The following is a 22,113-nucleotide window of genomic DNA, read 5'->3' as shown; positions in this document are numbered from 1 at the left end:
GCCGGGGCGTGCCAGGGTGGGACGCGATGGACGCCCCCGACGGTCTGGTGCTGCGACCCGTGACCCCCGACGACGTGCCGGCGCTGACGCTCCTGCTCCACGACGCCTACGCCGAGCTGGCCGCGCGCGGGCTCAACTTCACGGGTGCCACGCAGGACGAGGTGACCACGGCGAGCCGCAGCCTGGGCGTGGGTGCGTCGTGGGTGCTGGTCGACCCCGCGGGGGAGCTCGTGGGCACGATCACCGCCACGAGCCCGCCGGGGCGGGGGATCCGCGCGCTCACCGCGCTCGCGCTCGAGCCGGACCGGGTGTGGGTCAACCAGCTCGCGGTGCGGCCCGACCTGCGCGGGCGAGGGCTGGCGACGTTCCTGTGGGGGACCGTGCGTGCGTGGTCGCTGGAGCGTGGCATGCGGTCCGTGGGGCTGGACACGGCCGAGCCCGCGACGCCGCTGCGAGCGATGTACCGGCGGTGGGGGTTCGTCGACGCGGACACCGTCCAGTGGCCGGGCAAGACGTACCGCAGCGTGGTGATGCTGCACCGGCTCACGCAGCCCCGCCCGGCCTGACGGCCCTCCTGGGAGAGGGCGGGAGGCTCACGCGTCGACCGCGACCTGCCAGCGCAGCCCGGGGAAGCGCGCGAAGTCCCGGTCCTGCGAGACCCAGGTCGCGCCGTGCTCGATCGCGACCGCGGCGTGCTGGGCGTCCGCGACGAGGTTGCCGCGTGCGTCGGCGGCGCGGCACAGCTCCACGACGACCTCCCAGTGGCGTGGTCCGGGTGCCACCCGGACGACGCCGGGGTGCGACCGTGCGACCGCAGGTGCTCGACCAGGTCCAGGGCCGTGGGCAGGGGGGTGGGCCGGGCGAACACGCGGGGGTGGGTCAGGACGCGGACGGTGCCACCGAGCACCGCGTCGGTGAGCCCCAGAGGGGGCGACGTCGGGACAGATGGCGAGACGCGTCGTCTCGCATCCTGAGCACCAGGGCGTGTCGGCGTTGACACGCGAGCGGCGCCGCCGGGATCCTCGACGCAGGTCATGAGCGCCAGCGACAAGCCCCGGCTCGCTGGCCGGCAACCCTCCTCCGCGGTGGGGTGCCCCGGGTGACGACCTGGCCGTGCACCGTTCGGTGCCGGCAAGCGCGGGGGCTGCCGGTCCCCGGATCCGTCCGGAGGAGCACCATGACCACGATCACCGAGCTGTTCGCCTGTGTCGACGAGGTGTCGGGCACCCGGACGGCGGCCGCCCGCGCCGGCGACGCGCCCCTGCTGCCCGTCGTCGGCGCGTCCACGACCGTGCCGCTCGTCGACGGGACCAGCCGCGCCTACGCGAACCTCGACTGCGCGGCGAGCGCGCCGGCCCTGGAGTCGGTGAACGCCCGCGTCGCCGAGGTGCTGCCCCTGTACGCGTCGGTGCACCGCGGTGCGGGGTACCTGTCCCAGGTGTCGACCGCCCTGTACGAGGCGTCCCGGCAGGCGATCGCCGCGTTCGTCGGCGCCCGTGAGGACGACGTCGCCGTCATCACCCGCAACACCACCGACTCGCTCAACCTGCTCGCCGGCGTCGTCCCGCCGGGCGGGGCCGTGCTCGTCCTCGACGTCGAGCACCACGCGAACCTGCTGCCGTGGGTCCAGCACAGCGGTGGCGCGCACACCGGGACGGGACGGACCGCGACGATCCTGCCGCTCGAGCCGACGGTCGCCGCCACGCTCGACGCGCTGCGTGGCGAGCTCGCCCGGCGCCCCTACGCGCTGCTGACCCTGACGGGGGCGTCCAACGTCACCGGCGAGGCGCTGCCGCTGGACCGCGTCGTCGAGCTCGCCCACGCGGCGGGGGCGCGCGTCGCCGTCGACGGTGCCCAGCTCGTGCCCCACCGCGGGTTCTCGCTGGCGGACACGGACGTGGACTACGTCGCGTTCTCCGGGCACAAGACGTACGCGCCGTTCGGTGCGGGCGCACTGGTCGGCCGGCGGGACTGGCTCGACACGGGCACCCCGTACCTCGCCGGCGGAGGCGCGGTGCGCGACGTGCGCACGGACCGCACCGTGTGGCAGCCGGCGCCCGCGCGGCACGAGGCCGGATCGCCCAACGTGCTCGGCGCCATCGCGCTCGCACAGGCGTGCGACACGCTCGCCGCCCTGCCCGCCGGCGCCCTCGAGGCGCACGAGCAGGCGCTGCGTGCACGGCTCGTCGCGGGCCTGGAGGGACTCGACGGCGTCCACGTCGCACGGATCTGGCCGGACTCGCCGGACCCCGTCGGCGTGGTCACGTTCACGGTCGGGGACCTCAACCCCGGGCTGGTCGCCGCGTACCTGTCGGCCGAGCACGGCATCGGCGTGCGCGACGGCCGGTTCTGCGCGCACCCGCTGCTCGCGCACCTGGGGGCGTCCCACGGGGCCGTCCGGGCGTCGGTGGGGGTCGGGACGACGCGCGAGCACGTCGACCGGCTCGTCGACGCGCTCGCCGCGCTGCTGCGCCGCGGCGCGCAGGCCGAGTACGAGGTGGTCGACGGGTGCTGGTCCGTCGTCGACGACACCCGCCCGCTCGTGCAGGTCCAGGGCCTCGACCACCTCGCGGCGACGGCGGCCGCCGCCTGCGGCCCGGCCCTCGACGACTGACCCGGGCCCTGCCCACGCCGAGCGCGGTACTCGACCGCCGAGCGCGGGGGAAACGAGTACCGCGCTCGATGGTCGAGTACCGCGCTCGGGAAAGGAGCGGCGCGCGCGCCGCTCGGTCGGGGAGCATGGGCGCGTGCAGCACGATCTGACGCTCGAGGGTCACGGTGTCCGCCTCGTCCCGCTGGCGGCCGCGCACGCGGACGCGCTCGCGCGGTGCGTCGACGACCGGGTGTGGGCAGGGATGACCTCACCCACGCCGCGCGGCGTCGACGACATGGTCGGCGTCGTCGAGGCGGCCCTGGCCACGCCCGCCCGGTACGCGTTCGCGGTGGTGGTCGGCGGGGACGTCGTCGGGTCGACGTCCTTCTACGACGTGGACCTGCGGATGGGGCGCCTCGAGGTCGGCCACACCTTCTACGCCCCCCGCGTGTGGGGCACGCACGTCAACCCCGCGTGCAAGCTGCTGCTCATGGCGCACGCGTTCGGGACGTGGGGGGTCGCCCGCGTCGCGTACCGCGTGGAGGCACGCAACGCGCGGTCGATCGCGGCGGTCACCAGGCTCGGCGCGCGGCCCGAGGGCCGCCTGCGCGGGCACCGCGTCGCCGCCGACGGCACGCGGCAGGACTCCCTGTACTTCTCGGTCCTCGCCGACGAGTGGCCGGACGTGCGCGCCGGCCTGGAGGTGCGGCTCGCGCGGGAGGTCGTCGACGAGCGCACGTCGGTGCTGCTGCTCGGCGGCCGGTCCGGGGTCGGCAAGACGTCCGTCGCGTCCGCCGTCCACGACCTGCTCGTCGCCCGGGACGTGGCCCACGCCGTCGTGGAGGGCGACGCCCTGGACCTCGCGCACCCCGCACCGTGGGAGCACGGCGTCGCCGAGGCGAACCTCGCCGACGTGTGGCGGCGCTACCGGGCCCTGGGCCACCGGCGGCTGGTCTACACCAACACCGTGAGCGTGCTGCAGGCGCACGCGCTCGCGGCCGCTCTGGGGGACCGCCCGCACGTGACGTCCGTCCTGCTCACCGCCTCGGACGCCACCGCGCGCGAGCGGCTGGGCCGGCGCGAGCACGGCGCGTCGTACGACGCGCACGTCGCGCGCTCGGACGCGGCCGCGGGGCGACTGGCGGAGCAGGTGGGCCCGGACGTGCACCGGATCCCCACGGACGGCCGAACGCCGGCCGAGGTCGCCGCGGAGGTCGTCGCGCTCACCGGCTGGTGAGGACCGTCAGTCGTCGACGACGAGCCCCACGTGCCGGGCCAGCAGCGGCGCGAGGTCCAGGAGCTGGTCCCGCGTGACCTTCGCCCCGCCGAGGCCGCCGACGCCCTCGAGGACGCGCAGCCGCGCGCCTCGCAGGTCGCAGTCGGCCAGGCGCGCCTGCGTCGTGTCGAGCCGACGCACGTCGCAGTCCACGACGACGAGCCGGCGGACCTTCGCGTGGCTGAGGTCGAGGTCACCCAGCGTGACGCCCTCGAGCCGCAGCTCCTCGACGGTCGACTCGCGCAGGTCGAGGTAGTCGATCTTGCCTCCGACGATGCGCGCCCGCGTCCACGTGGAGGCGAACGCCGTCAGCGCGCCGATGCGCACGTCCGTGAGCGTCGCGTCGCGCCACGTCGACGACGGCGCCCGCAGCGCACCCGCGCGCACGGAGGTCCACGTGGTGTCGAGGACGCGCGCCCCGTCGAGCACGACGCCCTCGAGGTCGCAGTCCTCGACCTCGCAGTCGAGGAACCGCGCCCGCGACGCGTCCCGCCCCGTCAGGTCGAGACCGCGGAACGCCATGCCGTCGAGGTCGGCGTCGGGCTCGAGGTCGTAGGCGTCAGCGCTCAGCACGCCCCGAGCCTCCCACGCCCTGCCGACACCGCCGTGACGCCCACCGCGACGCCCACCGCGACGCCCACCGCGGTGGGGGTGGCGAGGTGGGCACCAGTGGGGGCGAAGCGGCGCCCCCATGTGGGAGTGACAGTGCAATCCAGTCGGCGGGGGCGTGCTGGATCGCACTCTCACGGCGGGGTGGGGTCAGGGGAGGGGGGTGACCTGGCCGGAGAGGTGGAGGCGGGCCTTGCGCGGGTGCCAGACGGTGAACGTGTGCCCGTCGGCGTCGGGCGCGACCCGGACGTCGGGCGTCGCGGGCAGCAGGACGGGGGCGGCGAACTCCACCGACCACGTGAAGGCGTCCCCGCGCGCGGCGCCGACGTCCGCGAGCGCGCGCGACGCGGTGTACATGCCGTGCGCGATCGCGCGCTTGAACCCCAGCGCCCGGGCGGTCACCGGCGAGAGGTGGATGGGGTTGCGGTCGCCCGACACGGCGGCGTAGCGCCGGCCCACGTCGGCGGGCAGCTCCCAGCGGCCGGTGCGCACGGGCGGCTCGAAGGACGGGCGCTCCGAGTCGTCGCGCGGGGCGTCGGGCAGGCGGACGCCCTTGGCGAGGTACGTCGAGACGCCCTGCCAGGCGACGTCGCCGTCCGACGCGACCTCGGTGACAAGGTCGACCTGCGTGCCGGACCGGTGCGGGCGCAGGTCGCGTGCCCACGCGCGGACGGCGAACGTGTCGCCCAGCGTCAGCGGCCGACGCTGCTCGACGCGGTTCGCCAGGTGCACCATGCCCAGGAGCGGCAGCGGGAAGTCGGGCCGCACCATGAGTGCCATCGCCACGGGGAACGCCAGGACGTGCACGTACCCGGCCGGCAGCGCGTCCGTCGCGGGCTCGTGCAGCAGGTGCTGGTAGGCCGTCAGGTGGTCGGCGTCCGCGCGGACGTCGTCCACCGCGTACGTGACGTCCGGCAGCGCGCCGGACGCGGGCCGCGCGCCCCCGCGGACGGCGAACCGCGCGGAGGCCAGCGCCCCGCGCCCGTACAGCCCGCCGAGCGCCGGGACGCGCGGGAGCGCGACGCGGGTCACCGGCGCGGGCGACGTCACCGGCCCACCATGTTCTGCCCGCACACCCGCAGGGTGCGCCCGACGATCCCCCCGGCGGCCGGGGACGCCAGGAACGCGATCGCCTCCGCGACGTCGACGGGCTGGCCGCCCTGCTGCAGCGAGTTGAGCCGGCGTGCCACCTGCCGCGTGACGGCCGGGATGCGCGCGGTCATCTCGGTCTCGATGAATCCCGGGGCCACCGCGTTCGCGGTACCGCCGAAGGGCACGAGCAGCGGCGCCGTGGCGCGGACCATGCCGATGACGCCGCCCTTGGACGCCGCGTAGTTGGTCTGCCCGCGGTTGCCGGCGATGCCGGACGTCGAGGCGAGCGACACGATGCGCGGTGCGTCGACGAAGTCCCCGGACGTCAGGAGCGCCTCGTTGATGCGCAGCTGGGACGCGATGTTGACGGCCAGCACGGACGACCACTTGTCGTCGCTCATGTTGGCGAGCAGCTTGTCCCGGGTGATCCCCGCGTTGTGGACGACGATGTCGAGACGGCCGTGGCGGGTCCTGGCGTGCTCGAGGATGCGGTCGCCCGCGTCGGGCGCGGTGACGTCGAGCTGCAGCGCGGTGCCGCGGACCCGGTTGGCGACCTGCGCGAGCTGCTCGCCGGCGGCGGGCACGTCGACGGCGACGACGGTCGCACCGTCACGCGCGAGGACGTCGGCGATGGCGGCGCCGATCCCGCGGGCGGCGCCGGTGACGACGGCGACCTTCCCGGCCAGCGGCTCGTCCCAGTCCGTCGGCAGCTCACCGGCGTCGGAGTCGACCTCGAGGAGCTGCCCGTCGACGAACGCCGAGCGCGTGGAGAGGAAGAAGCGCAGCGCCGCGACGACGCTCGGTGCCGTGACGGGCACGGGCTCGGCGACGACGACGCCGTTGCCCGTCCCGCCGGCCCGCAGCTCCTTGGCCAGCGACCGCAGGAACCCGTCGACGCCCTGCCGCGCCGCGGCGACGGCGGGCGCGTCCGAGTCGAGGGCGGGGCGCGAGATCGTGACGACCCGCGCACCGGTCCGCAGGCTCTTCAGCGTCGAGGCGGCCGCGAGGACGGGCGCGGTCAGGTCGTCGGGGTGCTCGACGCCCGTCAGGACGAGGACGACGGCGGCGTACCGCGCGTCGGGGGCGGGGTGCCGGTGGACCTCGAGGTCCCAGCCGTCGAGGACGGCGGGGGAGTCGCCCGTCGGCGCCGCGCCGCCCGGGGGCGACGACAGCAGCGAGGCGACAGCGTCGCTGTCGGCGCCGGTGCCGAGGACGAGCACCGGACCGTCGAGCAGCGGCTGCCCGGGGCGGTGGCGGCGCAGCACGGCGGGGCGGGGCAGGCCGAGCTGCTTGGCCAGCTTCTGGGTGAGCCCGCTGTTGACGAGCTCGAGGTAGCGGTCGGTCATCACGACTCCTGCGTCGTCGTCGGATCGGGGCTGGATCGCCCTCTCGCGGGAGGGGTGGACTGGATTGCACTCTCGCGGGGAAGGGAAGGGGAGGGGAGGGGGTGGGTCGCCCTCTCGCGCGGGGGGGTGGCGAGAGGGCGACCCGGATCGTCAGGCGGCTTCGAGGAGGGCCGTGAGGCCGAGGCCGCCGGCGGCGCAGATCGAGACCAGCGCACGCACGGGGGAGTCGTCGCCCGCGGCCACCTGCGTGGCGCGGCGGGCGTGCAGCTCCTTGGCGATGGTCGCGATGATGCGGCCGCCCGTGGCGGCGAACGGGTGGCCGGCGGCCAGCGACGACCCGTGCACGTTGAGGCGGTCGGGGTCGACGGACCCGAACGCGCCGGGCAGGCCCAGGCGCTCACGGCCGAACTCCTCGGACTCCCAGGCCGCGAGCGTCGTGAGCACCGTCGAGGCGAACGCCTCGTGGATCTCGACGTACTGGAGGTCCTCGAGGCGCAGGCCGTGGCGTGCCAGCAGACGCGGGACCGCGAAGACCGGCGCCATGAGCAGCCCGTCGACGCCGTGCACGAAGTCGACGGCGCCGGCCTCGGCGTCGACGACCGCGGCGAGCGGCGTCAGGTCGTGCTCCGCGGCCCACTGCGCGGACCCGAGCAGCACGGTGGACGCGCCGTCGGTCAGGGGCGTGGAGTTGCCGGCCGTCATCGTCGCCGGGGCGTCCAGGCCGAGGCCGAACGTCGGCTTGAGCTTCGCGAGCTTCTCGAGCGAGGTGTCGGCGCGCAGGTTGGCGTCGCGCGTCAGGCCGCGGTACGGCGTGACGAGGTCGTCGAAGAAGCCGGCGTCGTACGCGGCGGCCAGACGCTGGTGGCTGCGCAGCGCGACCTCGTCCTGCGCCTCGCGGGTGATGCCCCACTGCGCGGTGGTCAGGGCCTGGTGCTCACCCATGGACAGGTGCGTCCGCGGCTCGGACGTGCGGGGCGTGGCGGGCGCCAGGTCCTTGGGGCGCAGCCGCGCGACGGCCTTGAGCCGCTGCTGCGGCGTCTTCGCGTGCGAGAGGTCCAGCAGGACGCGGCGCAGGCGGTCGCTGACGGCGATGGGTGCGTCGGACGTCGTGTCGACCCCGCCGGCGATCGCCGACTCGAGCTGACCGAGCCGGATCTTGTTGGACAGGGAGACCACGGTCTCCAGACCGGTCGCGCACGCCTGCTGGACGTCGTACGCCGGTGTCGTGGCCGCGAGCGCCGAGCCGAGCACGGCCTCACGGGTGAGGTTGAAGTCGCGGCTGTGCTTGAGGACCGCACCGGCGGCCACCTCGCCGATCGTCTCGCCCTGCAGGCCGTAGCGGGCGACGAGCCCGTCGAGGGCGGCGGTGAGCATGTCCTGGTTGCTCGCCTGGGCGTACTTGCCGCCCGCGCGGGCGAAGGGGATCCGGTTGCCGCCGAGCACGTACGCGGCGCGCGGCTGGGTGGGCTGCGGGTCGGACGGGGAGGTGCTCGCCTTGCTGGTGGCCATGTGGGCTCCCTCTCGCATCGACGTCGATGACGGGCGTAGCGGACCTCGTGTCCTCCGTGGAGGGACGATGGTCCCGGAATGATGTCCGCAACCCACAGTACCTGATACCTTCGGTTGCGTGAGCCCCGTCACTCCGGGGGTGTCGACGACGACCTCCCCCACGCCACCCCGCGACGACGCGCCGGACCGGCTCGTCACCGGCGGCCTGCCGCCCGCCGGTCGGCCGGACGACGACGACGCCCACGCCGACGGCCGCTCGACGCGCTGGGCGGACCATCGCGAGGCCCGTCGCGCCGAGCTCGTGCGCGTGGCCCGCCGCACCGTCCACCACCACGGCCCGGACGTCTCCATGGAGGAGATCGCCGCCGCGGCCGGCACGTCGAAGTCGATCGTCTACCGGTACTTCACCGACAAGACGGGCCTGCAGCTCGCCGTCGCGGAGGCGGTCGTCCTGCAGATCCGCGACGCGCTCGAGGACGTGCTGCGCGTCGCCCCCACCCCGCGCGACGGAGTGCGCGCGATGGTCGCGGTGTACCTCGAGATGATCGAGTCGTCGCCGCACGTGTACGCGTTCGTCACGCGCGACGGGTCGGTGGAGTCGGGCGGGCCGGTCGGCCACTTCCTGGACTCCGTGACGGCCCTCGTCGCGGCCCCGTTCGCACGCGGCCTCACGGAGGACCGCGAGCACGTCGTGCCGCCGGCAGAGCCCGACCCGGCGTCCGCCGCGATGGCCGAGACCTGGGCCGCCGGCGCCGTCGGCTTCGTGCGCGGCGCGGGGGAGTGGTGGCTCGCCCACCGCGGCGAGCCGGGCAGCCCTGACCGCGAGGCGCTCACGGCACAGGTGGCCGCGTGGCTGTGGGCCGGGCCGGTCGGTCTGCTCGCGCGCACGCACCCCCGCACCGCCACCCCCGCCCCGACCCCGCCCCGGACCCCCGCCGACCCGGCGGACCAGCAGCCCACGGCCGGCGACGACGCCGCGCACACCACCAGGGAGCAGCGATGACCACCACCACCGACCGCCCGGCCGCCCGCCCGGCCGCCGCACCGCCGCGCGTCGACGTGGCCGCGCTGGAGAACCTGCTGCTGGGGCAGTACGCACAGCTGCGCCGCGAGGCCCGCGCCATCGCCACCGACCCCGACTTCCAGAAGATCGAGGGCCTGCCGCTCGCCGAGCACCGCGAGCGCGTCCTCACGCAGCTGCGGCGCCTGGAGGCCGAGCACGACGTGCTGCGGTCCTTCCCGACGCACCTCGGGGGCGCGGACGACCACGGCGGGTCGCTCGCGCGGTTCGAGGAGCTCGTCGCCGCCGACCCGTCGCTGCAGATCAAGGCTGGCGTGCAGTGGGGCCTGTTCGCGTCGGCGATCCTGCACCTGGGCACGCAGCACCACCACGACACGTTCCTGTCCGACGCGATGCACCTGCAGGTGCCCGGCGCCTTCGCGATGACCGAGGCGGGCCACGGGTCGGACGTCGCGTCGATCGGCACGACCGCGCAGTACGACCCGGACACCGAGGAGTTCGTGATCCACACGCCGTTCCGTGCGGCGTGGAAGGACTACCTGGGCAACGCGGCCGTGCACGGCACCGCCGCGGTGGTGTTCGCGCAACTGATCACGGCCGCCCCCGGCGGGCCGCGCGTCAACCACGGCGTGCACGCGTTCTACGTCCCGATCCGCGACCCGCAGTCGCGCGAGTTCCTGCCCGGCATCGGCGGCGAGGACGACGGCGTCAAGGGCGGTCTCAACGGCATCGACAACGGGCGCCTGCACTTCACGCACGTCCGCGTGCCCCGGACCAACCTGCTCAACCGGTACGGGGACGTCGCCCCGGACGGCACCTACTCCTCGCCGATCGCCAGCCCCGGGCGGCGGTTCTTCACGATGCTCGGGACGCTCGTCCAGGGCCGTGTCTCGCTCGACGGCGCGGCGGCGAACGCCAGCAAGATGGCGCTCGCGATCGCCGTGACGTACGGCAACCAGCGCCGGCAGTTCGCCGGTGGCACCGGCGACGAGGTCGTGCTGCTCGACTACGGGCAGCACCAGCGCCGCCTGCTGCCGCTGGTCGCCGACGCCTACGCGACGTCGTTCGCGCACGACGAGCTCCTCGCCGCGTTCGACGAGGTGTTCTCCGGGCGCGGCGACACCCCGGGCAACCGCGAGGACCTCGAGACGCTCGCGGCTGCGCTCAAGCCGACGTCGTCGTGGAACGCGCTGCGCACCCTGCAGACGTGCCGCGAGGCGTGCGGCGGCGCCGGGTACATGGCCGAGAACCGGCTGACGGGGCTGCACGCCGACCTCGACGTCTACGCGACGTTCGAGGGCGACAACACCGTGCTGTACCAGCTGGTCGCCAAGCGGCTGCTCGGTGACTACGCGAAGGCCCTGAAGGTGACGCAGGCGGACCGTGGCGACCTCGCGCGGTTCGTCGTCGACCGCGTCACGGACGCGGCCCTGCACCGCACGCCCCTGGTCCGCGCGGTCCAGACCCTCGGTGACCTGGGCGACGCGCGCCGGTCGGTCGGGCAGCTGCGGGACACCCAGACGCAGCGCGACCTGCTCACGGACCGCGTGGAGACGATGGTCGCGCAGGTCGCGCAGGCCCTCGCCCCGGCCCGCAAGCTGAGCCCCGAGAAGGCCGCGGACCTGTTCAACGCCCACCAGCACGAGCTCATCGAGGCGGCCCGCGCCCACGCCGAGCGCGTGCAGTGGGAGGCGTTCACGCGGGCGGTCGAGCGCGTCGAGGACCCGGGGACGAAGCAGGTCCTGACGTGGGTGCGCGACCTGTTCGGCCTCACGCTCGTCGAGCGCAACCTCGCGTGGTACCTGGTCAACGGCCGGCTGTCGGCGGGGCGGGCGCGGACCGTGACGTCGTACATCGAGCGACTCCTGGTGCGGCTGCGGCCGCACGCGCAGGACCTGGTCGACGCGTTCGGGTACGGGCCGGAGCACCTGCGCGCGCCGATCGCCTCGGGCCAGGAGCGGGAGCGGCAGGACGAGGCGCGGGCGTACTACCGCGCGCAGCGGGCCAGCGGCGACGCGCCGATCCCGGAGAAGCACGTCACGCGGTGACCGCACGGCGGCGGTGGTCCGGTGACCCCGCCGCCGGTAGGTCGACACCGGGCCGCGCGAGGTCCCGGACGTCGCCTCAGGTACGTGGTGCGAGAGAGGTCCGGGTGAGTCCGCGGGCGCGGCTGGACGGCCGCTGAACGACGGCTGTGGGCCGGGCAGATGCGGGCTCACTGCCTCCGCCCGGGATGAGAATCGTCTCATCCAAGGTGCGGATGTGGACGAACCCGACAGTGCCGCGCGGGGCGTCCGGCGGCGGGGTCACCTCGTGGGACGTCCTCCCACACCCCGTCGGCCCGCCCGATCTGCGACGACGCCGTCGACCTGTGGTCGTCTCGCGATGCGGGCAGCACCTGGCGGCTGCTCGCGCCCGACCCCTTGGGTGTGGACCGGCTCGGCCGCCGCAGGGGGTGGTCGCGAGGCGCGGTGACGGAGATGTCGGCGTGCGCAGGGGGTTGGCATGTCCGCACGTCCACGCAGGTCCGTCCTGCGCTCGTTCACCGCGATCGTCCTCGCTCCGGCGGTGCTCGTCACCGGTGTGGTGCTCGCGCCGCCGCTCGCCGCGGCCGCCCCGGCTCCCGAGGCGCCCGTCGCGCAGGACGGCGCCGCGCCCGTCCAGCGGCCGCTGCCGCGCAACGCGGTCCGCGAGGGCGACCCCGCCGACGTGCCGGTCGAGCCGCCGCCCGTGCCCGTGGCCGAGCAGGCGCCCGTCCACCCGCCCCTGCTGCCCGGCGTCGCGCGCCCGGTGGTCTCGCCGTTCAGCGGCCAGACGCCGACGTTCGCGGCCACCGCGGCCGAGGTCCTGGCGGACGGCGGCGCGCGGGACCTCGTCGTGCGCCCCGGGTACCTGCTGGGTGACACGTCGCTCGTCGTGTACTTCGACGCCGACGTCGCCGACGGCGACCCGACGTCGTGGGCGCTGTGGCGCGCCACGGTCACGGACGTCGAGGCCGGGACGCAGCAGGTCTCCTCCGACCTGGGCCGCGGGGACCTGTCCCGCTGCGGCGCGCCGCGCGAGTTCTGCCGCAGCTTCGGTGCCGCCGACGGCTGGACCCTCGACCCCGCCCGCCAGTACACGGTCACCGTCTCCCTGGTGGCCGACGACGGCACGACGCTCGACTCGCCGCCGTCGGAGCCCGCCAACCCGCGGACCACCGTCACGCCGCCGGAGCTCCCGGCCGCGCAGGCCGCGGGGTGCGCGTGCGCCAACGTGCTGGGACGCACCGTCGACGGCCAGGAGCTGCGCGGGGCGCTCGTCAACACGGGCACGGGCGCGTTCAACCGCACCGAGCGCGACCTGACGATGACGTCCTACGGGATCCCGTTCGAGGCCGTGCGCTTCTACTCGTCGGCCAACACCGGGACCGGCATGTTCGGCGCCGGGTGGACGTGGACGTACGACGCCCGCGTGATCGCGCCGGACGCCGGCGCGGACGCCGTGCGGGTGCGCGCCGAGGACGGTTCCGAGGCCGTGTACCAGCGCACCGCCGACGGCTACCAGCGGCCGGCCGGCGTGCGCGCCGTGCTGACCGACCGGGCCGGTGGCGGCTGGGTGCTGACCCCGCCGGACCAGCGACGCCTGACCTTCGACGCCGAGGGTCGGCTGCTGTCCGTCACCGACGCCCGCGGCCACGGCATCACGCTCGCGTACGGGTCGAACGGTCTGCTGTCGTCGATCACGGACGCCGCGGGCCGCGCCGTGCGGGTCGAGATGCGCCAGGACGTCCGCGCCATCAGCAAGCTCACGCTGCCCGACGGGCGCAGCGTCCAGTACGACTACCAGGACGGCCGCCTGCTCAAGGTGCAGGACGCCCGCAACTACACCTGGCAGTACCACTACGACTCCGCCGGACGCCTCGACCACGTGCAGGACGCGCGCGGCAAGCGGGACGTGGCCAACGAGTACGCCGACGGGCGGGTCGTCCGCCAGACCGACGCCGCGGGGGCGGTGACGACGTTCGCGTGGGACGCGGCGTCCGAGGTCGCGACGACGACCGACCCCGACGGCGTCGTCTCGCGTGACGGGTACCGCAAGAACGTCCTGCTGTGGTCGCGCAACGGCAACGGCGACACCGTCACGTACCGGTACGACGAGAAGCTCAACGAGTCGCTCGTCGTCGACCCGGAGGGCAACCAGTCCGGGGCGTTGCACGACGCGAACGGCAACCCGGTCGAGCGTCAGGCGCCGGCGCCGTTCGACTGGAAGGAGCGCAACGCGTTCGACGCGGGCAACAACCTGCGCACGCACACGGACGGCCGCGGCAACACGTGGACCTACACCTACGACGAGCAGAACGGGATCACCGGCCAGAAGGACCCCGAGCAGGAGGAGGGGTACAAGTACACCTACGAGGCCCGTGGCCTGCTCGAGACGCGCACCGACCCGCGCGGCAAGGTGACGCGGTACGAGTACGACGCGGCAGGCAACCGCACCGCGGAGGTCACGCCCACGGGGCGGCGGACCGAGTTCACGTACGACCAGACGGGCCGGCTGGTGTCGGTCGTCGACCCGCGCGGCACGGTCGCGGGCGCGAACAAGGACCAGTTCCGCACCCGCTACGCGTACGACGCGCAGGACCGGCTCACCGAGCGTCGCGACCCGGGCAAGGACGCGCCGGTGAAGACGACGTACGACGAGATCGGCAACGTCGTCGTGGTCACCGACCAGCTCGCCAACTCCTCCCGCTACACGTACGACGACGCGTCGCGGCTGGTGACGCTGAAGGACCCGATCGGCAACGTCACCGAGTACACGTACACCGCGGCCGGTCGCACGGCGTCCGTCACGGATGGCGAGGGCAACCGCACCACGTGGACGTACGACGGGCAGGGGCGTGTCGCCACCGAGCGGCTGCCGCTGGGCAACGCGGCGAAGCGGTCGGGCGAGTCGGACGCCGACGTCGAGAAGCGCCGCAGCGCGTACACGACGACCTTCCGCTACGACTTCCGCGGCAACCTCGTGCGCGCCGAGCGTCCTGATGCGCAGGGCCGCCTGGTGCAGGTCGACTCCCGCTTCGACGAGCTGGGCCGTCCGGTCGAGCAGATCGACGAGCTCGGCGCGACGACGCAGATGTCGTACGACGCCGCCGGGAACGTCACCGGAATGAAGGACGAGGACGGCGGCACGCTCGGCATGACGTACGACGACGCCAACCGCCGCACCGGCGGCACAGGTGTCGCGTCCCCGGCGCGGATCGAGTACGACCAGGTCGGCAACCCGACGCGTCAGGTCACCGCCTCGGGCGGCGTCATCACCTGGGAGTACGACGACGACGGCCGACCCGTGGCCATCACCGAGCCGCGCGGGCACCTCGAGGGTGCGGACCCGGCCGCGTTCACCACGCGGTACACCTACGACCAGGCGGGCAACCCCGTCGAGGTCCGGGACCCGCTGGGCAACACCACGCGCTCGTCCTACGACGAGGTCGGGTGCCTGACCAGCGCGACCGACGGCGCCGGCTCCGTCGTGCAGTACCGCTACGACGCGGCCGACCGGCTGCTCACCGTCCGCGGCCCCGACGCCACGGGCGACCAGCAGGTGCTGACGTACACGTACGACGCCAACGGGCAGGTCAAGGGCCGTCGCGACCCGCTGGGGCACGAGACGAAGCTCGAGTACGACCGCGCCGGACGCACGGTCGCGTCGACCGACGCCATCGGACGGCGCCGGGAGTACGTGTACGACGCGAACTCGAACCTCACACAGCTCGTCACGGCGCGCGTCGTCGAGGGCGACCCGCGGCTCGACCCGAACCGCGAGGCGCGCACCGTCGCGATGCAGTACGACACGCTCGACCGGCTCGTGAGCCGCAAGCTCGGCACCGAGGGTGAGCTCTTCACGTTCGGGTACGACGCCAAGAACCGGCTCGTCTCGATGGCCGACCCGCGCGGCGTGCGGGAGCACGAGTACGACACGACCGGCCGCCTGGCCGGGGTGACGCGCACCGACGTCGGCGGCGCGGTGGAGAAGTTCACCTACGGCTACGACGACCAGGACAACCTCACCGAGCGGACGTACCCGGACGGCACCAAGATCACGGCGTCGTACGACGTCGCGGACCGGCTGACGTCGCTCACGGCGGCGGGCGCGGGTCGCTCGGCGACCTACGGCTTCGGCTGGGACGTGGCCGACCAGCTCACGTCGATCACGTTCCCGGAGTCCACCGGGCTGACGGAGGCGCGCGAGTACGACGCCGCCGGGCGCATGACGCGCGTCGCGACGACCCGCGCAGGGGGCGAGGTCGTCTCGGCGCACGACGTGGTCCGCGACGCGGTCGGCAACCCGACGCTCATCACGCAGACGCGCAACGCCGGCGGACCGGAGGTCGTCGAGGCGACGTCGTACGCGTACGACAAGGCGCACCGTCTGACGTCCGCCTGCTACGGCGCCCAGAGCTGCGCACCGGGGGCGCCGGCCGCCGAGCGGTACGACTACGGCTACGACCTGGTCGGCAACCGCACGTCGCACGCGGTCACCACGGCGACGGGCAAGGCCACGACCACGGCGACGTACGACGCGGGCGACCAGCTCACCCGGGAGCAGACGACCGTGACCGGGACGCTCACCGGGATCCCGGACGTGAAGGCCGGGACGCGCGAGTTCACCTACGACGCCGAGGGCAACCTGACGTCGGACGGTGAGGAGACGTACGAGTACCACCTGGACCGCACGCTCGCCTCGGCGACGTCGGACGGGGTGCCCACGACGTACGCGTACGACGCGGCGGGGATGCGGTTGTCGTCGACGAGCACGGACGAGGCCGGCGCGACCGGGTCGACGGCGTGGGCGTGGGACGTCAACGGCGGGCTGCCGACGATCGCGACCGAGACGCGGACCGGAACGGACGGGGAGGGCACGACCTCGTTCCTGTACGCGCCGGACGGCTCACCGTTGGGTCTGGCCGAGGGCGGGGAGCAGTTCTCGCACTACGTGCGGGACTGGCTGGGCGGGACGTCGGCGGTGGTGTCGGCGAGCGGTGAGGCGCAGTGGTCCTACGACTACGACCCGTTCGGTGGAGCACGCGGCACCGACCTGGAGGCCGGTGGCCAGCAGCTGGCCGAGGACGCGCCGGGCAACCCGATGCAGTTCACCGGTGGGTACCGGGACGACACGCAGTCGGGTCGGTACCACCTGCGGGCGCGCAACTACGACACCGGGACGGGGCGGTTCGACTCGGTGGACCCGGTGGTGGGCTCGGGGCAGGTGACGGCGGTGTCGTCGTACGCGTACGCGTCGAACCGTCCGACGGCGATGACGGACCCCACGGGGAGGGAGCCGCGCCCGCACCACCTGAACGGGGCGCCGCAGCCGGAGGCGACCGATCCGTACGTGACGCAGCGTGCGGCGGCGAAGAAGGCGGTGGCCGAGGCTGAGGCGTTCGTCGCGCAGATCGGTGACGAGATCGTCGGGCTGGTGCTGGACCTGATCGGGTTCACCGATGCGAAGAAGTGCATCAGTGAGGGTGATGTCGGGGCGTGCATCTCGACGGCGTTGAACGCGGTGCCGTGGGGAAAGATGTTCAAGGCCGCGAAGGTCGCGATCAAGGCGATCGGTGTGGGCAAGCGTCTGGTCGAGGGGTACTCCAAGCTCAGGGCCGCGAGCAAGGCGTTGGCGGACATCCCGAAGTGGAATCCGAAGGTCGTGCCGGACTCGGCGGCGTTGAAGCAGGCGAACACGGCTGCGGAGCAGGCGAAGGCGGCGGCGAACCAGTCGCGCACGGTGGCGTCTCGCACGTCGCGGGAGGTCGATTCGGCGAAGCAGGCGAACGCACAGGCCAAGAAGCAGGCGGACAACAAGAGGCCCGAGTCCTGCAAGACGAACTCGTTCGTGCCGGGTACCGGTGTGGTGATGGCTGACGGGTCGGTCAAGGCGATCGACGACGTGGCCGTGGGCGACACGGTCGTCGCGGTGGCCGCGGACGGGACCCGCACGCACCGGCAGGTGGTCGCCACGATCACCGGTCACGGCGCGAAGGACCTCGTCGGGCTGACCTTGGTCGGATCAGGCGGTGGTGGGCCGCCGGCGGGCGAGACGATCACCGCGACCGGCGGTCACCTGTTCCTGACCGCCGGTGGTGAGTGGGTGCCGGCTGAGGATCTGCAGGTCGGGGACCAGCTCGTCGACCCCGACGGCACTCCGGTCACGATCGGGGCGGTCGAGCACGACACGGTCGTCGCGACGGTCCACAACCTGACGGTCGACACCGACCACACCTACACGGTCGTCACCACCGACGGCACCGACGTCGTGACCCACAATGAGAAGCCGAACATGCGCGGCGCCGTGGGACGGGCGCAGGACCACTGCAACGTGAACCCGGTGACGAGGTCGCAAGCCGATGACATCGCGACGCACCTCGGGTATACAAAGACGAAGCAGCGGTCAGCGACTGGAGCCGCCGTGTGGGAGAACAAGAAGGCAGGTGCGGGGCAGCCCAGGTTCATCACATGGGATCGAAACGGGCATAAGGGCGGGATATTCAAGGGATCCGACGACAGGAATCCCTTCCAGACCACGTCCAAGGCCGGTCGAGATGGGACATTTGACGTCGACATTGACGACATCGGGAACTTGAGAGGATTGACAAGGGTGGGTAATTGATCGAGGTCACCGTCGCTCCGAGCGACGAGGAGGTTGGGCTCGGCTTGTCGGAAGCTAGTGGTTGGGCCGCCTTTGAGCGCGACCTTCGACGGTTCCTCGCTGAATTCGCGTCCGTCATCCACGTGGACGGACTGGAAGTCACCGAACTGTTCGCAGGGGAACCGGTGGAGAGCACCTTCGCGAATGTTCGCAACGGCCTGATTGTTCCACTCGGCGCGGGGATCGACTGGGTGGTCCGGATGTGCTCCGGGCGTGGGCCATATTGCATCCTTGTTTCATCCATGTTGAAGATCGAGTGCACATGGGATGGCGTCGTCGTCCTGACCACAACGGAACGTGACGTGGCTGCGAGTGTAACGACAGGGCCCAGTCTCGATGTGCGCTTACGTGAGCTCCCAGGAGAGGCCGAACGGCCGCTCCGATCGGTCGAGACAGTTGCAGACGAGGCGTTTTGGTCATCCGTGGCAGAAGCCCCGGCCAAGGTCAAGTTGCTGCGAGAAAGATGGGCGTACGGGAAATTCGGGACGCACTGGTTCGACATCAACGGCGAGCTGGCACCCAGGGTGGGCCTATTGGTGCAGCCGCGGTCGATGGTGAGCGTCCTGATCGATCCGCGACTCGAGCTGGATCACCTTCACCTTGACGGACCTTTTACCGCTCTGGGTGATCTCAGTGGAAGCGTGGAGGTTCTCCACGAAGATTTCCCGTTCGGCGTCGACTCCATCGACGACATCAAGAAGGAAGGGTGGCGCTTCGGGGTCGACGAACGCGAGACATGGCGATGGGTGGCTGTCGTGCCCGACCCGGACGGGGTTGTGCGGGGACGCTGGCCCGTGCCGGACTGACGGACGTCCACAGGGTGGCGACTCCAGCAACTGGCGACGCCTATCGTGCAGCACCACCGGAGACATCTACGTGGAATACGAAGTGCCAACAGCGGTGCTGCGGCCGCACAGCCAAGGGGCGTCGATCATCTATGGCCCCGACTCGCTTCAGGCGCGGCTCCCTGGGCGGGCGCAGCCTGGTCCAGCCGCCTTCGGAACATCTCGATACCTGGCTGACGGAAATGGAAAAAGCCCCCTGCGGTCTTGTCGAAGCTGTCGTTGAGTGGTGCGATGAGCAAAGAGAACGTCTAGACATGCATTCGATCGAGATTCGACAGACAGGTCCCACGTCCGGGCGGCTAAAGAATTCGATCACTCTGGAGCTCATATCATCCGAGCGGCTCGTCGCGGTCACCATCTGGGAATCTGGTGAATCGGAGGTGATTACGGCACGGATCGGATCCGCAGATGACCCATCCGTTTCTCTCGCGCAGCTGAGAACCGTCAATGACGTCGCAGAGCTGCTCACGCGTGTCGCGATGACGATGTCAGAAGACGAGGTCTGACTGCGGGCGCGGAACCACGACACCGGGACGGGTCGGTTCGGCTCGGTGGACCCGGTGGTGGGGTCCGGGCAGGTGACCGCGGTGTCGTCGTACGCGTACGCGTCGAACCGTCCGACGGCGATGACGGACCTGACGGGGGATGGAGCCCTACCCGCACACGTGGCGCAGCCGCCGACCGGGTCGGCGAGCGACCGTACGTGACGCAGCGTGCGGCGGCGAAGAAGGCGGTGGCCGAGGCGGAGGCGTTCGTCGCGCACGCCCGACGGCACGTGGGTGCCGGCCGGCGAGCTGGAGACCGGTGACCTGCGGGTCGACCCCGACGGCGCACCAGTCACAATCGCGGCGGTAGAGCACGGCACGGTGCTCGCGACGGTCCACAACCTCACGGTCGAAACCGACCACAACTACGTCGTTGCCACGAGCGGTAGCGAGGTGGTCGTCGCGCGGCGCGGCAGGTGCTCCGGTGCCTCGGCGACGAGCACGCCCGGTACGTCGTCGCGGGGGAGAGGTGACCCGGGTGGACATGAGGGTGCGCAACCGGCTGACACGTCTGCGGCAACCCGTCACGCAGCGGTTGGCGGACCCGGACCCGCAGACGTGCGCGTGGATCTGGGTCCTGCCCGTCCCGGACGGTCGGGTCCGCGTCGCCCGGGTCGACGTGCCGCGCCGGTTCGTCGGGTCGGGGGAGTGCTCCGGTGAGGACGACCACGTGACGTCCGTGCCCTGCCTCGTCGACGTGGACGAGGTCGACGAGGCGGTCCGTGCGTGCGGTGGTGAACCGCTGTGCCTGGAGTCGCCGTGGCGGAACGAGTTCCCGCTGTGATCGAGCCACCACATCTCAGCGTCTTCGCCCTGCCAGGGGTCCCCCGGGACGTGGCCCTGATCCGGTGCTGGGACGAGCTGGAGCGTGCCGGGTGCACGTTCAGCGGTGACGTCGTCGTCACACGGAGCGCCTCGCCCTTCCGGTCCGTGACGGACGTCGAGCGCGACGCCATCTCGTACCGGGGCGCGGCCGCGCTCCTCGTCAGGGAGCACCGGGTGCTCGCCGTCGGTCTGCGGCACGCACGGTTCGGTGCGGTCTCGCTGTCCGTCGCGTCGACACGCGACGAGGACGAGCGGCACCCCCTGGAGATCACGGTGTACGCGGGTGGGCTCGCGTTCCCGGCCGCGCTCCGGTCGAGGGGGCAGAAGGGTGACGCGCGCACGCGGTGGCGCTGGGCGCAGAGCCTGCTCGTCGCGGCGTCCCTGCGGACCGAGGCCGAGTACGGAGCGGCCGGCGTCGAGGTGGTCTTCCCGTCATCCCGTGCGCTGGGTGGCGCGGTGGCGCAGCGGGTCCTGCGTCCCTCCACGTGGTTCGTCCCGGCGTCCACGGACGACCGGGCTGCCGACGAGCGTGTGCTGGCGGCGCTGCCGCAGTCGTCCCTCTCGCGGGGGCCGGACGGGTACGCGCGGGGGTCGCCGTGAGGCGACCCCCGCGCGTGGCGCGACGTACGTCAGGCGGGACGTGCGTCAGACGGTCCCGGTGAGGCGGTCGAGCTCCTCGGCGGTCAGCTCGAGGTCGACCGCGAGGACAGAGTCCTGGATCGACGCCGGCCGGGATGCGCCGGGGATCGGGACGACGACGTCGGCCTGCGCGAGCTCCCACGCGAGCGCGACCTGCTGCGGGCTGACGCCGCGCGCCTGCGCGACCTCGGCGAACGGCGCGAACCGGTCGCCCAGCTCACCGGCCCGGGCGATCCCGCCGAGCGGGCTCCACGGCAGGAAGGCGATGCCGAGCTCGGCGCACAGGTCCAGCTCCGGCTGCGACGAGCGGAACGCCGGGGAGTACTGGTTCTGCACCGACGCGAGGCGCCCTCCCAGCACCTCCTGCGCGAGCCGGATCTGCCCCGGGTTCGCGTTGGAGATCCCGGCGAGGCGGATCGTGCCGGCGTCGAGCAGGTCCGCGAGCGCGCCGACCGACTCCTCGTACGGCACCTGCGGGTCCGGACGGTGGAACTGGTAGAGCCCGATCGCCTCGACACCCAGCCGGCGGGCCGACTCCTGGGCGGCCTGCTTCAGGTACTCGGGCCGGCCGTTCAGCGTCCAGGACCCGTCGCCCGGGCGCAGGTGGCCGCCCTTGGTGGCGACGAGCACGGCGGAGGCGTCGCCGTGCCAGGTGCGCAGCGCCTCGGCGACGAGCTCCTCGTTGTGGCCGACCTCATCGGCGTGCAGGTGGTAGGCGTCCGCCGTGTCGATGAGCGTGACGCCCGCGTCGAGCGCGGCGTGGATCGTGGTGAGCGAGCGCTCGCGGTCGGGGCGGCCCTCGATGGACATGGGCATGCCGCCGAGGCCGATCGCGCTGACGGGGACGTCGGCGATGTGTCGTGTCTTCATCCGCCCATGAGACGCGAACAGGCGCGGGCCCGCACGCCGACGCGCCCGGACGCGTCGGCGTAGCGTGGCCTCATGGGCACCTCGTGGACCCCGGGCGACGCCGAGGACGCTCGCGTGCGCCTCGTCGGGATCGTCGAGAGCCCGCCGGACGCTGACGTCGCGCCCGACCCGGGCGCCCGACCCGCCCTCGACCCGTGCCGCGATCCGGGACGCCGACCACCCGGGCCCGCCGACGTGCGACGCTGGTCCTGAACCTGC

General features: G+C 73.2%; 17 protein-coding genes and 1 riboswitch. Of the genes, 11 read left to right on the top strand and 6 right to left on the bottom strand.

Annotated elements, in window-relative coordinates:
- Positions 1 to 26: 26 nt before the first annotated feature.
- Complete coding sequence (locus NP075_RS15440; protein WP_227566209.1) at positions 27 to 566, top strand: GNAT family N-acetyltransferase; 540 nt, start codon at positions 27 to 29, stop codon at positions 564 to 566.
- A 27-nt stretch (positions 567 to 593) separates the two neighbouring features.
- On the opposite strand, the gene NP075_RS15435 is transcribed toward NP075_RS15440, so the two are convergent.
- Positions 594 to 782 carry a PIN domain-containing protein gene (locus NP075_RS15435; protein ID WP_227566211.1) on the bottom strand — a complete coding sequence of 63 codons (189 nt, stop codon included), beginning with the start codon at positions 780 to 782 and terminating at the stop codon, positions 594 to 596.
- Between the two features lie 248 nt (positions 783 to 1,030).
- A riboswitch (SAM riboswitch) is annotated at positions 1,031 to 1,144 on the top strand.
- Between the two features lie 33 nt (positions 1,145 to 1,177).
- Between NP075_RS15435 and NP075_RS15430 the strand changes: the two genes are divergently transcribed.
- Together NP075_RS15430 and NP075_RS19105 are read left to right on the top strand one after the other, a co-directional pair.
- Positions 1,178 to 2,614 (top strand): aminotransferase class V-fold PLP-dependent enzyme, encoded by a 1,437-nt coding sequence (locus tag NP075_RS15430; RefSeq protein WP_227566214.1) that lies wholly within the window; start codon positions 1,178 to 1,180, stop codon positions 2,612 to 2,614.
- 133 nt (positions 2,615 to 2,747) lie between these two features.
- The gene (locus NP075_RS19105; RefSeq protein ID WP_308054151.1) at positions 2,748 to 3,830 is read left to right on the top strand and encodes a GNAT family N-acetyltransferase; all 1,083 of its coding nucleotides are present in this window, start codon (positions 2,748 to 2,750) and stop codon (positions 3,828 to 3,830) included.
- Positions 3,831 to 3,836: 6 nt separating this feature from the next.
- On the opposite strand, the gene NP075_RS15415 is transcribed toward NP075_RS19105, so the two are convergent.
- The 4 genes from NP075_RS15415 to NP075_RS15400 all read right to left on the bottom strand — a co-directional run bounded on the left by NP075_RS15415 (position 3,837) and on the right by NP075_RS15400 (position 8,425).
- Positions 3,837 to 4,442, bottom strand: coding sequence for a pentapeptide repeat-containing protein (locus NP075_RS15415; protein WP_227566216.1), 606 nt, complete (start codon positions 4,440 to 4,442; stop codon positions 3,837 to 3,839).
- Positions 4,443 to 4,628: 186 nt separating this feature from the next.
- Entirely contained in the window at positions 4,629 to 5,528 is a 900-nt protein-coding gene (locus tag NP075_RS15410; protein ID WP_227566218.1) for a MaoC/PaaZ C-terminal domain-containing protein, read from the bottom strand.
- On the bottom strand, positions 5,525 to 6,916 hold the full coding sequence (locus NP075_RS15405; protein WP_227566220.1) for a 3-oxoacyl-ACP reductase: 1,392 nt from the start codon (positions 6,914 to 6,916) through the stop codon (positions 5,525 to 5,527). Before NP075_RS15405 ends, NP075_RS15410 begins: the two co-directional genes overlap by 4 nt.
- A 150-nt stretch (positions 6,917 to 7,066) precedes the next feature.
- On the bottom strand, positions 7,067 to 8,425 hold the full coding sequence (locus tag NP075_RS15400) for an acetyl-CoA C-acetyltransferase (RefSeq protein WP_227566552.1): 1,359 nt from the start codon (positions 8,423 to 8,425) through the stop codon (positions 7,067 to 7,069).
- A gap of 205 nt (positions 8,426 to 8,630) precedes the next feature.
- On the opposite strand from NP075_RS15400, the gene NP075_RS15395 reads away from it, so the two are divergent.
- The 8 genes from NP075_RS15395 to NP075_RS15365 all read left to right on the top strand — a co-directional run bounded on the left by NP075_RS15395 (position 8,631) and on the right by NP075_RS15365 (position 20,946).
- On the top strand, positions 8,631 to 9,428 hold the full coding sequence (locus tag NP075_RS15395) for a TetR/AcrR family transcriptional regulator (RefSeq protein ID WP_255630776.1): 798 nt from the start codon (positions 8,631 to 8,633) through the stop codon (positions 9,426 to 9,428).
- Positions 9,425 to 11,494, top strand: coding sequence for an acyl-CoA dehydrogenase family protein (locus tag NP075_RS15390; RefSeq protein ID WP_227566554.1), 2,070 nt, complete (start codon positions 9,425 to 9,427; stop codon positions 11,492 to 11,494). Before NP075_RS15395 ends, NP075_RS15390 begins: the two co-directional genes overlap by 4 nt.
- A gap of 457 nt (positions 11,495 to 11,951) precedes the next feature.
- Positions 11,952 to 18,092 carry a toxin C-terminal domain-containing protein gene (locus tag NP075_RS15385; RefSeq protein WP_227566555.1) on the top strand — a complete coding sequence of 2,047 codons (6,141 nt, stop codon included), beginning with the start codon at positions 11,952 to 11,954 and terminating at the stop codon, positions 18,090 to 18,092.
- Positions 18,089 to 18,937 (top strand): hypothetical protein, encoded by an 849-nt coding sequence (locus NP075_RS15380; protein WP_227566556.1) that lies wholly within the window; start codon positions 18,089 to 18,091, stop codon positions 18,935 to 18,937. Before NP075_RS15385 ends, NP075_RS15380 begins: the two co-directional genes overlap by 4 nt.
- Positions 18,906 to 19,199 (top strand): TreTu family toxin, encoded by a 294-nt coding sequence (locus NP075_RS19150; protein WP_431355607.1) that lies wholly within the window; start codon positions 18,906 to 18,908, stop codon positions 19,197 to 19,199. Before NP075_RS15380 ends, NP075_RS19150 begins: the two co-directional genes overlap by 32 nt.
- A 31-nt stretch (positions 19,200 to 19,230) precedes the next feature.
- Positions 19,231 to 19,482 (top strand): hypothetical protein, encoded by a 252-nt coding sequence (locus NP075_RS15375; RefSeq protein ID WP_227566557.1) that lies wholly within the window; start codon positions 19,231 to 19,233, stop codon positions 19,480 to 19,482.
- Positions 19,483 to 19,999: 517 nt separating this feature from the next.
- On the top strand, positions 20,000 to 20,305 hold the full coding sequence (locus NP075_RS15370; RefSeq protein ID WP_256791182.1) for a hypothetical protein: 306 nt from the start codon (positions 20,000 to 20,002) through the stop codon (positions 20,303 to 20,305).
- A gap of 50 nt (positions 20,306 to 20,355) precedes the next feature.
- Positions 20,356 to 20,946: a hypothetical protein gene (locus NP075_RS15365; RefSeq protein WP_227566559.1), complete on the top strand. Its 591-nt coding sequence runs from the start codon at positions 20,356 to 20,358 to the stop codon at positions 20,944 to 20,946.
- A 45-nt stretch (positions 20,947 to 20,991) separates the two neighbouring features.
- Here the strand turns inward: NP075_RS15365 and NP075_RS15360 are convergent, their stop codons facing one another.
- Entirely contained in the window at positions 20,992 to 21,855 is an 864-nt protein-coding gene (locus NP075_RS15360) for an aldo/keto reductase (protein WP_227566560.1), read from the bottom strand.
- Between the last annotated feature and the right edge of the window lie 258 nt (positions 21,856 to 22,113).

The organism is Cellulomonas wangsupingiae (assembly GCF_024508275.1).
Taxonomy (GTDB): Bacteria; Actinomycetota; Actinomycetes; order Actinomycetales; family Cellulomonadaceae; genus Cellulomonas; species Cellulomonas wangsupingiae.
This window is presented reverse-complemented; position numbering and strand designations above follow the sequence as displayed.